The 19,265-nt window shown below is 70.7% G+C and carries 18 protein-coding genes; 7 read left to right on the top strand and 11 right to left on the bottom strand.

Annotation, left to right across the window (positions count from 1 at the left end; translation table 11 throughout):
• Positions 1-119: 119 nt before the first annotated feature.
• Positions 120-1,778: a diguanylate cyclase CdgB gene (cdgB, locus tag ACWDEW_RS24375; RefSeq protein ID WP_450515037.1), complete on the bottom strand. Its 1,659-nt coding sequence runs from the start codon at positions 1,776-1,778 to the stop codon at positions 120-122.
• 305 nt (positions 1,779-2,083) lie between these two features.
• Between cdgB and ACWDEW_RS24370 the strand changes: the two genes are divergently transcribed.
• Positions 2,084-2,656 (top strand): flavin reductase family protein, encoded by a 573-nt coding sequence (locus ACWDEW_RS24370; protein ID WP_450515036.1) that lies wholly within the window; start codon positions 2,084-2,086, stop codon positions 2,654-2,656.
• Positions 2,657-2,704: 48 nt separating this feature from the next.
• A complete protein-coding gene (locus ACWDEW_RS24365) occupies positions 2,705-3,184 on the top strand; it encodes a GNAT family N-acetyltransferase (protein ID WP_450515035.1) in 480 nt (159 codons plus the stop codon).
• A gap of 7 nt (positions 3,185-3,191) precedes the next feature.
• On the opposite strand, the gene ACWDEW_RS24360 is transcribed toward ACWDEW_RS24365, so the two are convergent.
• Together ACWDEW_RS24360 and arfB are read right to left on the bottom strand one after the other, a co-directional pair.
• Positions 3,192-4,067, bottom strand: a complete 876-nt coding sequence (locus ACWDEW_RS24360) for a sigma-70 family RNA polymerase sigma factor (RefSeq protein ID WP_450515034.1) — start codon at positions 4,065-4,067, stop codon at positions 3,192-3,194.
• 100 nt (positions 4,068-4,167) lie between these two features.
• Positions 4,168-4,605, bottom strand: a complete 438-nt coding sequence (arfB, locus tag ACWDEW_RS24355; protein ID WP_450515033.1) for an alternative ribosome rescue aminoacyl-tRNA hydrolase ArfB — start codon at positions 4,603-4,605, stop codon at positions 4,168-4,170.
• Between the two features lie 168 nt (positions 4,606-4,773).
• Between arfB and ACWDEW_RS24350 the strand changes: the two genes are divergently transcribed.
• The 5 genes from ACWDEW_RS24350 to ACWDEW_RS24330 all read left to right on the top strand — a co-directional run bounded on the left by ACWDEW_RS24350 (position 4,774) and on the right by ACWDEW_RS24330 (position 9,403).
• Positions 4,774-5,349, top strand: a complete 576-nt coding sequence (locus ACWDEW_RS24350; RefSeq protein WP_019072463.1) for a TerD family protein — start codon at positions 4,774-4,776, stop codon at positions 5,347-5,349.
• A 168-nt stretch (positions 5,350-5,517) separates the two neighbouring features.
• Positions 5,518-6,780 (top strand): DUF1266 domain-containing protein, encoded by a 1,263-nt coding sequence (locus ACWDEW_RS24345; protein ID WP_450515032.1) that lies wholly within the window; start codon positions 5,518-5,520, stop codon positions 6,778-6,780.
• A 213-nt stretch (positions 6,781-6,993) separates the two neighbouring features.
• Complete coding sequence (locus ACWDEW_RS24340; RefSeq protein WP_450515031.1) at positions 6,994-7,656, top strand: DUF4232 domain-containing protein; 663 nt, start codon at positions 6,994-6,996, stop codon at positions 7,654-7,656.
• 50 nt (positions 7,657-7,706) lie between these two features.
• Complete coding sequence (locus tag ACWDEW_RS24335; protein ID WP_450515030.1) at positions 7,707-7,904, top strand: NAD(P)-binding domain-containing protein; 198 nt, start codon at positions 7,707-7,709, stop codon at positions 7,902-7,904.
• Between the two features lie 527 nt (positions 7,905-8,431).
• The gene (locus tag ACWDEW_RS24330) at positions 8,432-9,403 is read left to right on the top strand and encodes a GNAT family N-acetyltransferase (RefSeq protein ID WP_450515029.1); all 972 of its coding nucleotides are present in this window, start codon (positions 8,432-8,434) and stop codon (positions 9,401-9,403) included.
• A gap of 9 nt (positions 9,404-9,412) precedes the next feature.
• Here ACWDEW_RS24330 and ACWDEW_RS24325 read toward each other — a convergent pair whose 3' ends face one another.
• The 8 genes from ACWDEW_RS24325 to ACWDEW_RS24290 form a co-directional block, all read right to left on the bottom strand.
• Positions 9,413-10,387, bottom strand: a complete 975-nt coding sequence (locus ACWDEW_RS24325) for a ribose-phosphate diphosphokinase (RefSeq protein WP_450515075.1) — start codon at positions 10,385-10,387, stop codon at positions 9,413-9,415.
• Positions 10,388-10,437: 50 nt separating this feature from the next.
• Positions 10,438-11,508, bottom strand: coding sequence for an alkene reductase (locus tag ACWDEW_RS24320; protein ID WP_450515028.1), 1,071 nt, complete (start codon positions 11,506-11,508; stop codon positions 10,438-10,440).
• A 209-nt stretch (positions 11,509-11,717) separates the two neighbouring features.
• On the bottom strand, positions 11,718-12,650 hold the full coding sequence (locus ACWDEW_RS24315) for a pseudouridine-5'-phosphate glycosidase (RefSeq protein ID WP_450515027.1): 933 nt from the start codon (positions 12,648-12,650) through the stop codon (positions 11,718-11,720).
• Positions 12,647-12,901, bottom strand: a complete 255-nt coding sequence (locus ACWDEW_RS24310; protein WP_450515026.1) for a tautomerase family protein — start codon at positions 12,899-12,901, stop codon at positions 12,647-12,649. The genes ACWDEW_RS24315 and ACWDEW_RS24310 overlap by 4 nt, the downstream gene beginning before the upstream one ends.
• 27 nt (positions 12,902-12,928) lie before the next feature.
• Positions 12,929-16,759, bottom strand: coding sequence for a non-ribosomal peptide synthetase family protein (locus tag ACWDEW_RS24305; RefSeq protein ID WP_450515025.1), 3,831 nt, complete (start codon positions 16,757-16,759; stop codon positions 12,929-12,931).
• 46 nt (positions 16,760-16,805) lie between these two features.
• Positions 16,806-17,714, bottom strand: a complete 909-nt coding sequence (locus ACWDEW_RS24300) for an EamA family transporter (protein WP_450515024.1) — start codon at positions 17,712-17,714, stop codon at positions 16,806-16,808.
• Positions 17,711-18,376, bottom strand: a complete 666-nt coding sequence (upp, locus tag ACWDEW_RS24295) for a uracil phosphoribosyltransferase (RefSeq protein ID WP_450515023.1) — start codon at positions 18,374-18,376, stop codon at positions 17,711-17,713. Before upp ends, ACWDEW_RS24300 begins: the two co-directional genes overlap by 4 nt.
• A gap of 131 nt (positions 18,377-18,507) precedes the next feature.
• A complete protein-coding gene (locus tag ACWDEW_RS24290; RefSeq protein ID WP_450515022.1) occupies positions 18,508-19,191 on the bottom strand; it encodes a phosphoribosylanthranilate isomerase in 684 nt (227 codons plus the stop codon).
• Between the last annotated feature and the right edge of the window lie 74 nt (positions 19,192-19,265).

Raw genomic sequence — 19,265 nt, 5'->3', positions numbered from 1 at the left:
ACGTCGGCTTCAGATGCGTTTCGATCGCGTCTTCGATCGCGTCTGGAGAACTGCGAGCCTACCCGCTCCGCGTGGTCCAAACGGGTGACTCGGGCCGCATCACAACGCTGACCTGGAGATCATCCCGCGCGTCTGTGCTGTTTGGGACGAGATCGTTTCTCGATGTACATCCGTTCGTCGGCGGACTTCAACACCTCGTCCGCCGTCATGCCGCAGTGGGCCCACCCGATGCCGAAACTGGCCCCGACCCGCATGGCACGGCCGTCGACCCGGATGGGCTGGATGATCTCGTTCCGCAGGCGTACGGCGAGGTCGGCGGCGTCGGCCTTGCCGAGGCCGTCGGCGAGGACGACGAACTCGTCGCCGCCGAGCCGGGCCACCGTGTCGCCGTCGCGCACGGCCCGGCCGAGCCGCCGGGCGACCTCGATGAGGACGGCGTCGCCGGCGTTGTGCCCGAACCGGTCGTTGATCGACTTGAAGCCGTCGAGGTCGCAGAAGAGGACCGCGAGCCCCTTGGTGCCGTCGTCGCGCTCGCCCTCGGGGGCGATGGTGTGGACGTGGTGGTCGTAGGAGTCGAGGAGGTCGCCGCCGGGGCGGAAGTCGAAGCCGTGGCCGTTCACGTCGTAGGCCGGGTGGCCGTAGGCGGCGTCGAGGGACTCGACCTCGCCGGGGAACGCGGAGGTCGGGCGCTGGCAGAGACGGGCGGAGAGGCGGGTGCGCAGCTCGGCCGAGTTCGGCAGGCCGGTGAGCGCGTCGTGCGCGGCGCGGTGGGCGAGCTGGAGCTCGCGACGCTTGCGGTCCTCTATGTCCTCGACGTGGGAGAGGAGGAAGCGCGGTCCGTCGGCGGCGTCGGCGACGACGGAGTTGCGGAGCGAGACCCAGACGTAGGTGCCGTCCCGGCGGCCCAGGCGGAGTTCCGCGCGTCCGCCCTCCGCCGAGGTTCTCAGCAGGGTGCCTATGTCCTCAGGGTGGACGAGGTCCGAGAAGGAGTAGCGGCGCATCGCGGAGGCGGGGCGGCCGAGCAGGCGGCACAGGGCGTCGTTGCTGCGGAGTATTCGGCCGTGCTGGTCGCCGCCCATCTCGGCTATCGCCATGCCGGAGGGGGCGTACTCGAAGGCCTGCCGGAAGCTCTCCTCGCTTGCGCGCAGGGCCTGTTGCTCGCGTTCGAGCCTGACAAGTGCGCGTTGCATATTCGCACGTAGACGCGCGTTGCTGATCGCGATGGCGGCCTGGAAGGCGTACATCTGGAGCGCTTCGCGACCCCACGCGCCGGGCCGGCGGCCGTTGCGCGGGCGGTCCACGGACAGGACGCCGATCAGTTCGCCGCACGAGCCGCCGGGGACGCCGGGCGTGTACATGGGCGCGAAGAGGCGGTCGGAGGGGTGCCACTCGTCCTCGAAGCGGGGGGCGGGGCCGTCGGTGTACCACTGCGGTACGTCGTCCTCGTCGAGGACCCAGCCCTCGGTGTGCGGTATGAACCGCAGGTCTCCCCAGTCCTCGCCCATGCCGAGGCGGCGCTCCCAGGAGGCGCGGGAGCCGACCCGGCCGGTGATGAGTGCCTCGGCGGCGGAGTTGCCGGAGAAGGCGGCGACGACCAGGTCGCCGTCGGGGCGGACGAGGTTGACGCATGCCAGCTCGTACCCAAGGCCTTTGACCACGCCGTCGGCGACGGTCTGCAGGGTGTCCGCCAGGCTGCGGGCGGTGTTCATGTCCGCCATGACCGTATGCAGTTGCCGCAGGTTCTCAAGACGGACGTAGGGTTCCGACTCGGTCTCCATACTCGCCCTCCCCCCGAGACCTCGCAGCGAATCAAGGGTCTTCTTCCCCGCCACTGAATCACAGCGCGCTGCCCACTCGGTACACAGGGTCAACAATTACTACCCCTTGTGACTCAAGTCACAGCAGAAGATGAACAATTGAGTGGAGTTTCTGCGTTTTCCCTGTGCGTTTACTGAACGCAAACTTTGTGGGTGTGTGGACATGATGCACGACGATGTTCCGTCGCGTGGGTCATTGGACCTAGGACCCCGTTGCGACCGAAGTCCGATGCGGTGCGCGGTACTCGGAGATTAGCGTTCCCGGCGTGCTGAACACCGCGTCGATCACCGAGTCCGTCCCCTCCGGGCATGCTGTGGGGGTGAGCAACGACGAGTTCCGCGCCGCCCTCGCCCGGCTGGCCGCGGGCGTGGTCCTGGTGACCGCGCACGAGGAGCCGTACGACCCGGACGACCCGCAGGCGCCGGTCGGCGAGGACGTCGGCATGACCGCGACCGCCTTCATGTCGGTGTCCCTGGACCCGCCGCTGGTCCTGGTCAGCCTCCGCAACGGCTCCCGCATGGACGACCTCCTCGACGAACAGCCCCTGTGGGCCGTCTCCGTCCTCTCCGAGAGCCAGCGCCACATCGCCGGCCGCTTCGCCATGAAGGGCCGCATCAGCGACCGCCTGCTCTTCGACGACATCCCCTACGTCCACGGGGAGGCGTCCGGCGCGCCCCTGGTCCGCGGCGCCCTCGCCACCCTCGAATGCCGCACGGAGCAACGGGTGTCGGCCGGGGACCACACCCTCGTCATCGGCCGCGTACTGACGGCGGAGGCGACCAGCACGGACGGCGGTCCGCTGACCTATTTCCGGGGCAGATACCGCCAGTTGGGGTGACCGCGAATTCGGTCGCCCACCGGTGAGCGGTCCGCCTACCGTGCACCCATGACGACGATCACCACCGGACCCGGGCCCCGTCTCGAAGAGATCACCCCGGCCAACTTCCAGGCCGCCACAGGCATTCGGGTCCGCCCCGACCAGGAATTCGCGGTCTCTCCCGTCGTGAAATCGCTCGCCGAGGCCTACGTCCACCCCGGCACCGCCTGGCCCCGCCTGATCGTCGACGAGGACCGCCCCGTCGGCTTCCTCATGGCCTTCTTCGACATCGACTGGAACCTGGACGGCTCCGTGATCCGTTCCGGCCTGTGGCGCCTGAACATCGCTGCGGACCAACAGGGGCGCGGCTACGGGCGGTTCGCCGTGGAGTCCGTCGCCGCCGAGATCCGCCGCCGGGGCGGCAAGGAGCTCTACGTCACCTGGCACGAGGGCGCGTCGGGACCGGCGAACTTCTATCTGGGGCTGGGCTTCCGGCCCAACGGCGAGCTGAGCGAGGGCGAGACGGTCGGCGTGCTGCACCTGCCGTAACCACGCCTCAGACCAGCTGTACGTCGAGCAGCGCCACCTTCTCCGCGTCCGTCACGATGTCGATCGCGGCGATGCGGTCGCCGACGAACGTGAAAGCGAGGGTGCGCACGGGGCGGCCGTCGACGAGCAGGGCGATACCGGTGGCGCCGTCCACCAGGGCGGGCCGGGCGAGGGCGGCGAAGTGCGCGAAGCTCGTCGCGCCGGACGCCACCGCGGCGGCACCCGCGGTCACCGTGTCCCCGGAGCGCGCGACCACGTCCGGGTCGAGCACCTTCACCAGCGCGTCGAAGTCGCCCTCGCGCACGGCGGCGAGAAACGCGTCGGCGACCACCCGCTGCCGCGCCGGATCCCCGTCCGGCGCGGGCGCCCCCCGCACCCGTCGCCGGGCCCGGCTCGCCAACTGCCGTGCCGCCGTGGGCGTACGCCCGACGATGGACGCGATCTCCTCGAACGGCACCGCGAACAGGTCGTGCAGCACGAACGCGAGCCGTTCGGCGGGCGTCAGGGTCTCCAGTACGACCAGGAGCGCGGCGCCGACCGAGTCGGCGAGGAGGGCGTCCTGTTCGGGGGTGGGCGCGGCGGCCGGGACCGGGGCGCCGAGGTCGAGGGGTTCCTCGGCGCGGGAGGTGCGGGACCGGAGCATGTCGAGGCAGACCCGGCCGACGACGGTCGTGAGCCAGCCCGCGAGGTTCTCCACCTTTTCCGCGTCCGTGCGGCTCAGCCGGACCCAGGCCTCCTGCACGGCGTCGTCGGCCTCGGCGGCCGAGCCGAGCATGCGGTGCGCGACGGCGCGGAGGCGGGGGCGGTGGGATTCGAATCGGGCGGCGAGAAATTCACCGTCCTGTCGTCGGGTGAATTGTCGGGGGAATTCGAAGTCGCCCACGGGTGAACACTCCTCGTCGCGGTCCGTCGTCACCGGTACGACGGAGCACGGGCCGAGGATGTGACAACACCCGCCGAGGATGTGACAACCGGTGCCGGGACTACCCCCAGTCGCGTCCGGTCCGCCCCCGCTTCGTGTCGGAGCGCGCCTTCTTCTCGCGCAGCCGGCGCTCGTTGATACCCCGGGGAATCCGGGTGGGCCGGCGCGGCTTCGGTGGCGGCGCGGTGGCCTCGGCTAGGAGCGCGGCGAGGCGTACGGCGGCGGTCTCGCGGTTGCGCCACTGGGAGCGGTGCTCGGAGGACCGTACGGTCACGACGCCGTCGACGAGCCGGGAGGCGAGGCGCTCCAGCGCGCGGGCCTTCCACACCTCGGGCAGGGCCTCGGTCTTCGCCAGGTCGAACCGCAACTCCACCTGGGAGTCGCTGGTGTTGACGTGCTGCCCGCCCGGCCCCGACGACCGCGAGAAACGCCACATGAGCTCGGCCTCGGGCAGGGAGACGGAGCCGCGGATGGCATAGGGACCGGACATGTCCCCCATGGTCGCTCAGCCGTCCCGTCCACGTCACGCGAAATACGGCCGGACGCCGTGGGTAAAGAAAGTAAAGCCACGTGGAACCTTCGATACCCCTCTTGGCGTTCATACAGGTACCGGTAGCTTCGTCCTCAGTACGAAGCCCGCACCGCAACGAGGGAAGGACTCCCAACAATGGCTGTAAGCCTGTCCAAGGGTGGCAACGTCTCGCTCACCAAGGAGGCCCCGGGCCTGACCGCCGTCACCGTAGGCCTCGGCTGGGACGTCCGCACCACCACCGGCACGGACTTCGACCTCGACGCCTCGGCGATCGCGGTCAACCCCGAGGGCAAGGTGTACTCGGAGGGCCACTTCATCTTCTTCAACAACAAGTCGACCCCGGACCAGACCATCGTCCACACCGGCGACAACCGCACGGGCGAGGGCGCGGGCGACGACGAGGCGATCAACGTCAACCTGGCCGGCCTCCCGGCCGACATCGACAAGATCGTCTTCCCGGTCTCGATCTACGACGCGGAGACCCGCTCGCAGAACTTCGGCCAGGTCCGCAACGCGTACATCCGCATCGTGAACCAGGCGGGCGGCGCGGAGATCGCCCGCTACGACCTCTCCGAGGACGCGGCGACGGAGACGGCGATGGTCTTCGGCGAGCTGTACCGCAACGGCGCGGAATGGAAGTTCCGCGCGGTGGGCCAGGGTTACGCCTCGGGCCTGGTCGGCATCGCCCAGGACTTCGGTGTGAACGTCTGACGGACGACCCGCCCGCAGTGCGCTGTGCGAGGCCCCTGACCGCGTGACCGCGGCCGGGGGCCTCGGGCACGGGGAAGGGCGTTTCCGGGGGTCCACAGGGGTGTCTCAGACCCGTGTGGGAGTGTGCCGGGGTCAGCAGCGGCTGGACCCTGGAAGGACAGAGCACCCATGTCGTTCGGACCGCCCTCCGCCGGTTTCGGGCCTCCCCCGCCCGCCGGTCCGCCCGCCTGGATCCCGCCGACCGAGACCGAGCGGGCCCTCGCCGGGGCCAGGGCGCGCGGCGACTGGTCCGCGTACTACGACGTACTGGCCCGGACCCACCTCTACTACGAGATGTCCCGCGAGGCCTACGACGCCCAACCCGACCGTGTGCACCGGGTGTTCATCCGCGACGTCCGACGCGGCACCAGGCACTGGGAACTGTTCACCGACGGCATGCTCCCCGCACCCCGCACCGACATGGTCTACTCGCGCGCCTCGCTGCGCCGGATAGCCGACGCCTGGAACCCGCAGTGCCCGCCCACCCTCGTCGTCAACCCCGGCACCCCCTGCGAACTCGCCCTCCCCTACGGCCCCCCGGGCACGACGGACTGGTCACGCGCGGCCGCACACGCAGGCGCCCCCGCCACCGGCATGCGGCTGCGCGCCCTGCACGTCGGCGGCGCGCTGCACGGCCCCGTCGCCCACGGCCTGGCCTGCGGAGCCCTCCTCTGCGTCAGCAACGGCTCCCTGTGGAACGCGCCGGCCTGGCACGGCAGCGGCTACGACGGTGAGCGCCGGCGGCTGCGCGAATGGTGGGGCATCACCACCCGCGCCGAATGGCAGCACCACCTGCGCAACCTGCTGGCCCGCGAAGCCTCCAGCTCCGTATGGGAGTTCGCGCTCAGCCTGCGCCGCACCATCGCCCGTGACTTCGGCGGCCACGTCGACACCGGCTACTGGCGCCAGGCTGTCGCCACCGTCATCCGCGCCGACTCCGAAGGCACCACGGTCATCACGGAGGACGGGGTCACGAAGACGGACCCGCGCCCCGCCTCCGAGACCGAGGCCCGCATCGAGGGCGTCCAGCGCCTCATCGGCCGCATCACCCGCTACGAGGCCCGGATGCGGGCCGACGGCATCCTCGACGAGAACCGCCATGTCACCTCCGTCGAGGCCTGGGACCTGGGCCGCGCCTCGAAGATGGCCCGCTGGGGACTCGGCGCCCGCTTCTGCACCCTCGCGGAGACCGAGTCGGCCCTGGTCCGCGCGGGCCGCGCCGCCACCCTCGCCCACCGCTCATGGCAGGACTACTCCGCCGGCTACATCCTCGGCCGCTGCCTCCACTTCGACGAGGAGGAGTTCGGCCCCTGGTACCAGGACATGGTGGCCGCGCACCGGATCCTGACGTCCGATCCTGGGAGTCCCTGGCTGAACATTCCGTTCCGGTAAGCGGGACCACAATCCGGCCAAGATCCGCTTCTTTCCACTCGGGGGAGAGCCCCAGCGGGGCCATTCCCGGACGGGGCACGGCATTCCGGGCGCGCCCTGGGGCCTGATGCGACGTCAGAACACCTTGGTTACAGGTCTGTTGAAAACAACCACCTACTGTGGTGATCAACACGGCGCTCGTCGGCGCCCCTTATCCAACGGAGAAGCACCACGATGCGTCTGCTCCACGCCGCCACGGCACTCGCCGCCACGTCCGCGCTCGCCCTGGCGCTCACCGCCTGTGGGAACGGCAGCGGCGACGACGCCTCGGGCGACCAGTCGTCCGCACCGGCTTCCTCGTCCTCGGCCACGGCCGAGAACGCGGGTGCCACCGAAGCCGCGGGCAGCGGTACCAGCGGAAGTGGCAGCAGCACCGGTGGCGGTGCGGGCACAGGCAGCAGTGGCGGCAGCGGCACCAGCACCGGCCGTTGTCACACCGCCGGGCTGGGCTTCTCGTTCGGCTCCGGCGACGGCAAGGTCAACAGCTCGGACGACCAGCAGCACTTGGCCGTGGTCCTGAAGAACAAGACGTCGGCCGCGTGCACCATCCAGGGCTTCCCCGGGGTCGACCTGAAGTCCTCCGGGGGAAGCTGGTCCCTGACCCGCAGCAGTGCAACGTCCCAGAAGGTCACCCTGGCCGCCGGCAGCAGCGCGGCATTCACCATCACCTTCCTGCCGTGGACCCAGGGCAGCGGCACCGAGTTCAAGGCCACGTCCGTCGTCGTCACGCCGCCGAACGAGACCACCTCGGCCACCCTGGCCTGGCCGGGCGGCAGCGTCCTGCTCCAGGACGGCGCCACGCATCCCGGCACGTACACCGGCCCCGTCGGCAGCTGAGGCCCGCCGGAGGGAAACGACAGACACGACTACTGCATGGCGGTGTTCCTGTGCCCTTGCCCTCGCGCGTTGCCCTCGTCGGTGCCGGCCGAATGGGGACACCTCTGTGCGGACGCTTCGTTTCGGCGGGTCACACGGTGACCGTTTCCGATCTGCGTCCCGAACGGGAAGAAGCGGTGCGCTCGTTGGGCGCGGACTGGGCGCCGTCCCAGCACGTGCGGCGTGCAGTACGGGGCACCGCGCGCTGATTGCCCGATCTGCCTGGACGAACGGCAGTACGTCGGTTGGGACGGCCAACAGTGGACGACGCTGGCCGAGTTGCGCGCCGGGGGCCGTCGCGGTCGGCTTGATGAGGAGGGACCCGGTGTGATCGGGGTGGGTGCGGTGCCGTGGGCCAGCGCGCGCTGCTGATCCGCTCACCGTCCGGCAACGTGCTGTGGGACTGCGTGGGTTACCTCGATGACGACCTTGCCGCCGAAATCGAGGATCTGGGTGGGATCAGCGCGATCGCCGTCAGCCGCTCGCACTCGTCGAACCGTTCGCCTTCGAGCGCATCTACGGGGCGTTCTCGGGGCGGGTGGGCAGCGCCGACGGGGCGGCCTCGGTCCAGCGTTCCGCGGAACGGTACCTGCGCTTCGTGGCGGAAAACGGCTCCTGGCGGAGCCGGGTCGGCCGGGTGCGCGGTCAGAGCCCGGCAGCGGATGCCACCGCACATCCGACCGCCACGACCACCGACCCGGCCGAACCTGCGCGGTCACAGCGCTAGCGTGCCCCCATGTTCCTCGAACCGCTCACGTCGACCGAGGCCGGTGCACTCCCCGGTGAGCTGCTGACCGAGCTCGCCGCCCTCTACGCCTCCAACCACGCGTTCCACGCCCTCAGCGGCGACTTCCCGGACCCGGAGGACATCCGGCCCGAGCAGGTGGCGACCGCGCTGGCGGACGAGTTGGCCGATCCGAACACGGAAGTCCTACTCGCCCGCAGTGCGGGGCGGCTCGTCGGGATCGCGATCACCCTCGGGCGGCATCCGGATCCGGACGACGACGACCCCTGGATCGGCCTGCTGATGATCGACGCCACCCAGCAACAGCAGGGCCACGGACGACAGTTGGCGTCCCTCGTCGAGGACCGCTTCCGTACGGCCGGCCGAACCGCCGTACGTCTGGCCGTCCTTGACAACAACCCCCAGGCCCTCGCCTTCTGGACCACCCTCGGCTACGAGGTCATCGACCAACGCAGGGACCGCCAACTCGGCCGCCCCTGCACGGTGTTGCGCAAGCGGCTCCGCAGAACCCGCCACTCCGCCCGCATCGCGGTACTCGACCCCACCGGCGCCGTCTTCCTCTTCCGCTACGACGACGCCGAGACCGGCGGCACCTTCTGGGCCCTCCCCGGCGGCGGCCTCGAAGCCGACGAGACCCCACGCGAGGCAGCCCTGCGCGAACTGAAAGAGGAAACCGGCTGGACCGACCTGGAACCCGGCCCCCTGCTCAGCACCAGAGAGGTCGACCTCACCTTCGCCGGCACCCCGACCCACCAGCACGAACGCATCTACGTCACCCACGCCCCCCACCGCGAACCCACCGGCGCCCACCTCACCGCCACCCACGCCGAGGAGGGCATCCGCGCCTGGCGGTGGTGGACCCGGGAGGAACTGCGGACCACGACGGAGACCGTGTGGCCCGCCGAACTCGCCGTACTCCTTGATGAGTTGGATGGGCTGGATGAGAAGGGTGGGCAGGACTGACGCGTGCCCCTACAGCTCGTCCATCAGGCTCGTCACCGAGCCGTTCTCGAAGATCTCGCGGATCGCGTGGGCGATCAGCGGGGCGACGGAGAGGACCTCGACCTTGTCGAGGCCGGTGGACGCGGCGGTCGGGAGGGTGTCGGTGAAGACGAAGCGGGTGACGCGGGAGTTCTTGAGGCGGTCCACGGCGGGGCCGGAGAGGATGCCGTGGGTGGCCGCCACGATGACGTCCTCGGCGCCGCTCGCGTACAGCGCGTCGGCGGCGGCGCAGATCGTGCCCGCCGTGTCGACCATGTCGTCCACCAGGACGCAGACCCGCCCGGCCACCTCGCCGACCACCTCGTGGACGCTGACCTGGTGGGCGATGTCCTTGTCGCGCTTCTTGTGGACGATGGCCAGGGGCGCCCCCAGCCGGTCGCACCAGCGGTCGGCGACCCGTACGCGGCCCGCGTCCGGCGAGACCACCGTGAGGCGGTCGCGGTCGGTGCCCGCGGCGATGTGGTCCGCGAGCGTGGGCAGCGCGAAGAGGTGGTCCACCGGGCCGTCGAAGAAGCCCACGATCTGGTCGGTGTGCAGATCGATCGTGATGACCCGGTCCGCGCCCGCGGCCGTGAGCAGGTCGGCCACCAGCCGCGCCGAGATGGGCTCGCGGCCCTTGTGTTTCTTGTCCTGGCGCGAGTAGCCGTAGAACGGGGCGACGACCGTGACGCTGCGGGCCGAGGCACGTTTCAGCGCGTCGATCATGATGAGCTGTTCCATGATCCACGTGTTGATCGGTGCCGTGTGGGACTGGACGACGAAGCAGTCCGCGCCGCGTACCGACTGCTCGAAGCGGACGTAGATCTCGCCGTTGGCGAAGTCCCGCGCCTGGGCCGGCACCAGGCCGGTGCCCAGTTCCCGGGCGATCCGGTCGGCGAGTTCGGGGTGGGCCCGTCCGGAGAAGAGCAGCAGCTCGCGCCGGGCGCCACGGACCAGGGAACTCATGGGGCTCGTGGAACTCATGGGGCTCATAGAACTCGTGGAGCTCATGGAGCTCACTGGCCGAGCACGGGGTAGTCGGTGTAACCCCGGTGGTCGCCGCCGTAGTACGTCGACTCGTCGGGCTGCGCGAAGGGGCCGCCGGACTTGATGCGGGCGGGCAGGTCGGGGTTGGCCAGGAACAGGGCGCCGAGCGAGACCGCGTCGGCCAGGCCCTCGTCGAGGACCTGCTGGGCGGCGTCCACCGAGGCGGGGAAGGAGTCGCCGGTGGCGTGCGGGTTCACCACCAGGTTGCCGGCCCACAGCTCGCGGACGAGCCGGGTGACGGGACGGGCGACGATCTCGCAGACCTCCAGGAAGGCCAGCTCCGGGAGGGCCGGGACGAGGGCCGCGTACAGGGCCTCGGTGTCGCCCTCCGCGATGTCGTTGTAGGTGTTCGCGGGCGAGAGGCGCACGCTGGTGCGCTCGTTGCCGATCGCCGCGGCGACCGCCTCGGTGACCTCCACCGTGAGGCGGACGCGGTTCGCGACGGAGCCGCCGTAGCCGTCGGTGCGGTGGTTGGTGTTGGCGGCGAGGAACTGGTGGAGGAGGAAGCCGTTGCCGGCGTGGACCTGGACGCCGTCGAAGCCGGCCTCGACCGCGTTGCGCGCGGCGTCCGCGAAGTCCCTTACGGTGGCGGCGATTTCGTCGGTCGTGAGCTCGTGCGGGACCGGGTACTCCTGCATTCCGGACGGCGTGAAGCACTGCCCGGCGGCCGGGATCGCGGAGGGGGCGACGGGCTGGTGGGCGCTGTCGTACAGCGACGGGTGGCCGATCCGGCCCGAGTGCATCAGCTGTACGACGATCCGGCCGCCCGCCGCGTGCACGGCGTCGGTGACGGTGCGCCAGGTCCTGACCTGCTCGGGGTGGTGCAGTCCGGGGGTGTTGAGGAAGCCCTGGCCGACCTGGGAGGGCTGGGTGCCCTCGGTGACGATGAGCCCGGCCGAGGCGCGCTGGGCGTAGTACTCGGCCATCAACTCGGTCGCGCCGCCACAGGACTTGGCCCGGTTGCGGGTCATGGGGGCCATCACGAGCCGGTTGCCGAGGGAGATCTTGCCGAAGGTCACGGAGTCGAACAGCGAGGTCATGGTCATCCTTTGCGGGTGAAGTGGGTGAAGTGGGTGAAGTGGGTGAATGCGTGCGGTGATACGGGCGGGTGGCCGCGGACGGGCGGGTAGCCGTGGGCGAGCCACGCGGGCGGGCTGAGGAACCCGGCCCCTGCGGCGTTTGAGGAGCGGGGGTCCGGCTCGGGGCCCCCGGGGGAACGGCACGGATGGGGGCCGCGGGGATACTGCGGTCAGGAACCCTCGGCCGCGCGGCGCGCGTAAGCCGCCGCCAGCCGCCCGCCCACCTCGGCGGTGGAGATGAGGACGGCCATGTTGGCCTGCGCGGTACGGCCGCCGGTGGCCCGGTCGACCGCGTGCATCAGGTACTTGGTGAGGCCCTGGCCGGTGACGCCGTCCGACTCGGCGCGGGCCAGGGCGTCCTGGATGGCCGCCTCGGCCTCGGCGGGGTCGACCGCGTCCTCGGCCCGGGGCGGAGTGGTGAGGACGATCCCGCCGGGGTGGCCGGTGGCCCAGTGGGTGGCGACGACCTCGGCGATCAGGTCCTCGTCGTCGATGCGGTGCGGGGAGCGGACGCCGCTGGAGGCGCAGTAGAACGCGGGGAAGTCGTCGGAACCGTGGGAGATCACCGGGACGCACTGCGTCTCCAGGTACTCCATGGTCAGCTTCAGGTCGAGGATCATCTTCGCGCCGGCGCAGACGACCGCGACCTTGGAGCGGGTGAGCTGGATCAGGTCCGAGGAGATGTCCATGGTGGTCTCGGCGCCCCGGTGGACACCGCCGAGGCCGGCGGAGGCGAAGAAGGGGATGCTGGCCAGTTCGGCGGCGACCAGCGAGGACGCGACGGTGGTCGCGCCGGGACCGCGGCGGGCGAGCACCACGGGCAGATCGCGGCTGGAGACCTTGGGGATGCCGGTGCCGGACGCGAACCGTTCGATGTCCTGCTCGGTCATGCCGACCCGGATCGCGCCGTCCTCGACGCAGATGGTCGCCGGCACGGAGCCGCCCTTGCGGACGGCTGCCTCGACCTCGTACGCGGTCTCCGCGTTCTGCGGGTACTTCAGGCCGTGGGTGATGACGTTGGACTCCAGCGCGACGACCGGCCGGCCCTCGTGCAGGGCCTCGCGGACCTCTTCGGAGTGGACGATCGGGATGCGGGCGGTCATCGGGTTCCTTCGGTAGGGATGGGCTGGGAGTAGTTCGGCTGCTTCCACAGCAGGTGGGGCCTGGCCTCGATCTCGGGCCCGTGGACGCGCTCCATCCACACCACCGGCTCGACGGGCTCCACGGCGAGGGACACCGCACCCGCGTCCGTGCCGAAGACCCGGGTGACGGTCTCGGTCAGCGCGGCGACCAGGTCGGCCTTCTCGGCCTCGGTGAACGCGCGGGGGAAGTGCTTGATGCTGATGTGCGGCACGACCGCATTCCTCTCTCACTGAGGGATTTATTGACGGACCGTCACTTGCCGTATGCGGCCAATGAGTTCGTCCACCCCGTGCTTCTTCAGCACCCCGTAGTGGTCGCCGTCGAGGTCGACGACGGTGGGCGGCTGGGCGGAGTAGCCGGAGCTGTTCTCCAGGAAGGAGTAGTCGTCGCCGCGGGCCTTGAAGACCGTGACCGGCGCCTCGATCCGGCGCTCCCGGAGCTCACGGAAGCTGTACTCGAACTCGTAGGTCGCGGCGACGATCCGGGTGATGCGGAGAATCGTTCCTTCATCGAGGGCGGGGAGCCGGTCGTGGACGAAGGCCACGAAGGAGTCCTCGTCCGTGACCTCACGCAGGCAGGCCTGCACGACCGGGCCGTGCGCGGTGCCGGCGAAGACGGAGAACAGGATGGCGACGTAGGCCGGGTTGGCGAACGAGGCCTCGCGGCCCCACCGCCGGCCGTCCTCCGTACGCACCTCGGGGTTGCCGGGGCAGATCAGCAGCAGGTTCTCGACCTTCTCGCCGAACTGCTCCAGCTGCCAGGCCGCCTCGAAGGCCACCCGGGCGCCGAAGGAGTACCCCCACAGCGTGTACGGCCCGGACGGCTGGACCCGGCGGATCTCCGCCACGTCCGCCATGGCCATCTCCCGGATCGAGCCGTACGGCGCTTCGCCCGGGTTTATGCCGTGGGCCTGGACGCCGGTCACCGGACGGTCCAGGTCCACGCCCTGGGCGAGCAGCCGCAGGTTCATCGGGTAGCCGCCGAGGCCGGGCCAGCAGTACACCGGGGACTCGGCGCCCGCGGTGTGCAGCGGCACCAGGCGGGAGACGCGCGCGGGGGTGCCGTCGTCGACGCGGGCGGCGAGGTCGGCCAGCCGCGGGGACTCGAAGACGACCTGGAGCGGGAGAGCGGTGTCGAACTCCCGGTTGATCCGGTTGACGAGCGCGACCGCGTGCAGGGAGTTGCCGCCCGAGGCGAAGAACTCGTCCTGGGTGGAGACGTCCTCGTACTTCAGCATCCGGCCCCACTCGGCGGCCAGCCACCGTTCGGTCGCCGTCGCGGGTGCCACGTACACCGCCGCCGTGCGCTGCGCGGTCACCTCCGGCAGCCGGGCCGCGGCCTTGGCGTCGATCTTCCCGTTGGCGGTGAGTGGCAGTTCGTTCACCACCACCACGCGGGCCGGGATCATGTAGTCCGGCAGGAACCGCGCGAGGTCGTCACGGATCATCTCCGCGGGGCCCTTGGTGTGCACGGCGTCCTCGCTCATCCCCTCGTGCGCGGCCTGCCCGGCGCTGATCCGGCCGCCGACGAAGAAGTACGAGGCCCCTGCGGCCGGGACCCCGGCGGCGGCGAGCAGTTCGTCCAGGCGGCGGGCGGCCGGCAGCGGGTTGCCCGTCTTCGAGGAGTAGCCGGAGGACATGAGGCCCATTCCCGGGACGCGCTGGAGGCGGTGCAGCAGCGTGCCCAGCACGAGGTAGCGCTGCCAGTCCTGGCCGGCCCGGGAGACGGCGCTGATCCCGAACGCGGCCCGGTCGTACACGCCCTGGTTGATGGCGATGACATGGCGCCGCTCGACGGTCTCCGCGCCGATCCGGTCCAACTGGCCGTCCCGGTACCGGTACAGGCCCTCCGCCAGCCCCGCCACCCGGTCGCCGTGCGCCTGCACGAACAGCTCCACCTGGTCCGGGCGCGGCCGGCCGTGGTCGGCGGTGATCTCGAAGGTGCCGAGGTAGCGGTCGCCCTCGGCGGGGTCGAGCCGTGCCGTGACGTCCGGGTCGTGGCCGACGGGGTCGATGGTCAGGCCGTACCCGGGCAGGATCTCCTCGAAGACACCGACCATGTGGCCGGCCTCGAACTCCAGCACCTCCGCGATGTTGTTCTTGTAGACGGGCTCGATCGCCCGCGTACGGCCCAGGAAGTGCACCCGCAGCACGGGACCGGTGAGCTGACCGTCGAGGTCGCCGACGCGGACGAGGGTGTGGTCGGCGGGGTGGTGGTAGTAGACGCCGGACAGCCCGAACAGGCCGTCGATCTCCAGGTAGGTCTGGGTGGCGTACAGGGCGCCCGGTGAGGCGTAGGCGTACTTCGGCAGCAGTCGCTCCGCGCTGCGGAACGGGCCGAACCAGCGCAGGAGTTGGCCGAACTCCTCCAGGGTGAGCCCGGTGAGCGCGCGCGGCGCGACCGGTGTACGGGGGCGGGGGGCGAGCAAGGCCAGGACGTCGTCGGCGGTGACCTGTCCGCCGTCGTAGAACCGGTAGGTCTTGCGGGCGAACGCCTCCCGGCGCTGCTCCGCGGTGGCCGACTTGCCTGGAAGCGGGATGACTTGACGGCCCGTCAGTTCTGCCTCGCTCCGCACGCCGGGGTCGGAGAGCTGCGCCTTCACCTGGAGCTTCGAGGCCTTCGACTGGTGGTGGGCGGCGTCATTGCGGCCCTGGTCCATCACTGCGGCGGTGCGTTCGTTCAACTCCACTGCCGCCACAAGGGACTTGCTCCCGGTGCGCGGATCGTCGGTGACGACCGCCGCGGCGCGCCGCACCCAGGTGTGCTCCTCGATCCGGGAGGCGACCTCCTCCAACTCCACGCGGTAGCCGCGCAGTTTGACCTGGTTGTCGCTGCGGCCGGTGAACTGGATGGTGCCGTCCGCGTTCCACTGGCACAGGTCGCCGGTGCGGTACAGGCGCTCGGTCGGGTTGAACGGCGAGGTGACGAACCGCTGGGCGGTGATCTCGGGCAGGCCGATGTAGCCGCGGGCCAACTGGACCCCGCCGATGAACAGTTCGCCGCTCTCGCCGATGTCGACCGGCTGTCTGTTCTCGTCGAGGATGTAGCAGGTCACGTGGTCGGCCGGCACCCCGACCGGCAGGATCCCGGCGGACGCCCCGTCGAGGACCTCCGGGTCGACCCAGTGCGAGGTGGCGTTGATCGTGGTCTCGGTCGGTCCGTAGAGGTTGACCAGGGACACCGCGGGCAGCGCCGTGAACAGGTCCCTGGCGAGCGTGGCGGTGAGCGCCTCGCCGCCGGAGAAGAGCCGGGTCAGCGAGGTGCAGGCGGTCAGCTCCTCGGTGTCGACGAGCGCCTGGAGCAGGGTGGGCACGCCCTGGAGCGCGGTCACCCGGTGCTCGCAGATCGTCGTGATGATGGCCTCGGGGTCGCGGAAGAGCCCCGGTCCGCCCATCACGACCCGGGCGCCGACGGCGCAGGCCAGGATCTCCCACTGCGCGGCGTCGAAGCTCATCGGCGTCTTCTGCAGGATCGACGCCCCGGGGCCGAGGTGCCCACAGTCGGCCAGCCAGCGCAGCTGGGAGACGATGCTGCGCTGCTCGATCATCACGCCCTTGGGCCTGCCGGTGCTGCCCGAGGTGTAGATGACGTAGGCAAGCTGGTCGCCGCGCGAGTCCGGCAGCGGCGCCGTCGGCTGCCCGGTGCCGCCGGCGAGGGTGACGACGGTGGTGCCCTCGGGGACGAGGGCGAGGGCGCGCTCGCGCAAGTGCGGCTGGGTGACGACGACTTGGGCCCCGGAGTTCTCGACCATGTATCTGAGCCGGGCTTCGGGGTAGTCGGGCGAGAGCGGCAGATAGGCGGCACCGGCGGCGAGGATGCCCCACACGCCGGTCATCAGGTCGGCGGACGGCTCGGCGTAGAGGCCGACGCAGGTGTCCGGTGTGACGCCGAGCGCGGCCAGGTGGGCGCCGAACCGGTCTGCACTGTCCGTGAGTTGGCGGAAGGTGACATCGCCTTCGGAGGTGGTGAGGGCGATGTCGTCGGGTCGCAGGCGGGCCTGGTGGGTGAGCAGGCCGCGCAGCGACGCGGGCTTGGAGAACACGCCGGTTATCGGTGGCTGGGTGTTCATGTGGTGTTGGATCCCCCCGGATTGATTGGTGTGTCGCTCAGATCGCTCAGACTCTGCTGGCGGCGCGCGCGGGTGGCACGGGTGCCGGCGGCTTGCTGCGGTCGCGCGGCTGGGCGAGGACGACGGCAGCCACGACGGCGACGGCGCCGACCAGTTGGAGCGGGCGCAGGGTCTCGTCGAGGAAGAGGTAGCCCAGCACCGTCGCGCACAGCGGCGAGGCGAACGACAGGAACGAGGCGGCCAGCGCGGGCAGCCGGGACAGGCCGCGGAACCACAGCACATAGGCGATCAGCGCGCCGATGATGCCGAGGTAGAGGTACCCGCCGATGTTGCCCCAGGTGAGGTGGTCCGGCAGGTCCTCGCTCGCGAGCATGACGGGCAGCAGGACCAGGCCGCCGACGGTGAGCTGCCAGCCGGTGAAGGTGAGGAGGCTGACGTCGTCGGGGCGGCCCCACTTCTTGGTGAGCACGATGCCGGAGGCCATGGACAGGGCGCCCAGAAGTCCGGCCAGCACACCGATACCGTCCAGGCCGGCGTGCGGCTGCAGCACCAGCAGGGCGACGCCCGCGGCGGCGAGCAGACAGGAGCCGACGTGCAGCGGCCGGATCCGGTCCTTCAGCAGCAGCGAGCCGAGCAGCAGCACGATCATCGGCTGGATGGACATCACCAGGGCGGCCACTCCGCCGGGCAGGTGGTAGGCGGCCAGGAACAGGAAGTAGAAGAACGCGCCGATGTTCAGCACACCGAGGACGACGGCCCGCCACCACCACACGCCGCTGGGCAGCTTCCGTGTCATCAGCAGCAGGACCAGGCCGGCGGGCAGCGCGCGCAGCGTGGAGGCGAGCAGCGGCCGGTCCGGCGGCAGGAACTCGGTGGTGACCAGATAGGTGGAGCCCCAGACGGCGGGGGCGAGCGCGGTGACCGCCGAAGTCGCCGCGATGCGTTGGCTGTTCACTTGACGGCTCCAGAATCAGTGGTGCCGAAGAACCGGTCGCCGAAGTCGCCGATGCCGGGGATCATGAACGCGTGCTCGTTGAGCCGGTCCTCGATCGCGCTGGTGACGATCCTGACGTGCGGCCGCTCGGTGGCGACCCGGCGCAGTCCCTCGGGGGAGGACAGGAAGTTGACCATGATGATGTGGTTCTCGGGCACCCCGGCGTCCCGCAGCACGTCGATGGCGGCGATCGCGGAGCCGGCGGTGGCCAGCATCGGCTCCAGCAGCAGTACGTGCCGCTCGGCGATGTCCGCCGGAAGGTGCTGGTAGTAGAGGTGCGGCAGCTTGGTCTGCTTGTCGCGCTGAATGAGGATCTTGCCGATCCGGATGCCGGGATGGACGTAGCGCAGCTCGCCCTCCATGGCCTCGCCGGCCCGGATGACGGGCACCGCGCAGATCTTCGTGGCGAATTCGAGGCCGTGGAAGGTGGTGCCGACCGGCGTGGTGACGTCCTTCTTGGTGAACGGCAGCAGGTCCAGGCCGGCTTCGAGCAGCAGGCGGATGACGCGCCGCGAGTAGAAGACGAAGTCCTCGCGGGGGCAGTCCCGGTCGCGGATGATCGTGTGGATGGCCCGCAGCTGGTCGGTCTGCGGAAGCAGGTGCACGTTGTGGCCCGTGGTCACGGGTGACTCCTCTGGGTCCGGTGAGATCGACGGGAACAGGGGAGGGACGGGAGAGCTGGGAGCGGACGGGGCGGCCGGAGGTGTCCCCCGTGTCCTGCGGTCGCCCCGGCTTCGGTCCGGCTTCGGTCCGGTCAGCCGATCTCGTCGAAGGCGCGCCGGGCCTCGGCGAGGAACGTGGCGACCTTCGCCCGGTCCTTGCGCCCGTCGGGGCCCTCCAGGCCGGTGTGGGCGTCCACGGCGGCGGGCCGGACGGCGCGGATCGCGTCGCCGACGTTCTCCGGGTTCAGCCCGCCGGCCATCATCAGCGGCTTGGGCGAACGGCGGACCAGCTCGGCGGAGACGTTCCAGTCGTGCGTGAGGCCGGTGGCACCCTTCGCGCCGGTCCTCGGGTCGAAGGTGTCGGTGATGTACATGTCCACGAAGGGGTGCGTCTCGTCGACGAGCCGCAGCAGCTCCTCCGCGTTGTCCGCCTTGACGACCAGCGACTTGAGGACGAACAGCTCCGGCCGCAGCTCCTTCAGCCGACGCAGCTCCCCGGTCTCCACGTCACCGTGCAGCTGTACGGCGACGACACCGAGTTCGTGGCAGAAGGCGCTGATCTCCTCCGCGTCGGTGAGGTAGCTGATCAGGACACCGGCGTGCGGGGCCTGGAGCCCCTTGATGATGGCGGCGGCGTCCTGCTCCGGGATGTCGTCCTTGCCGGACGGCAGGCGCAGCGCGAACCCGATCCAGTCCGCGCCCTCCCCGATGATCATGTCGGCTTCGGCGGCGTCGATGATGCCGGCGACCTGGACGAGCTTGTTCACAGTGGTCACGAAGACCAACCCCCCTTGTTGTCACGGCCGTTCGGTCGGCCGTGGATATGTGTGCCGCGGACGGCCGGAAACGC

It is taken from the genome of Streptomyces sp. NPDC001100, from assembly GCF_053598575.1.
The sequence above is the reverse complement of the archived record's forward strand: the minus strand, read 5'-3'. Positions and strand labels throughout refer to the sequence as shown.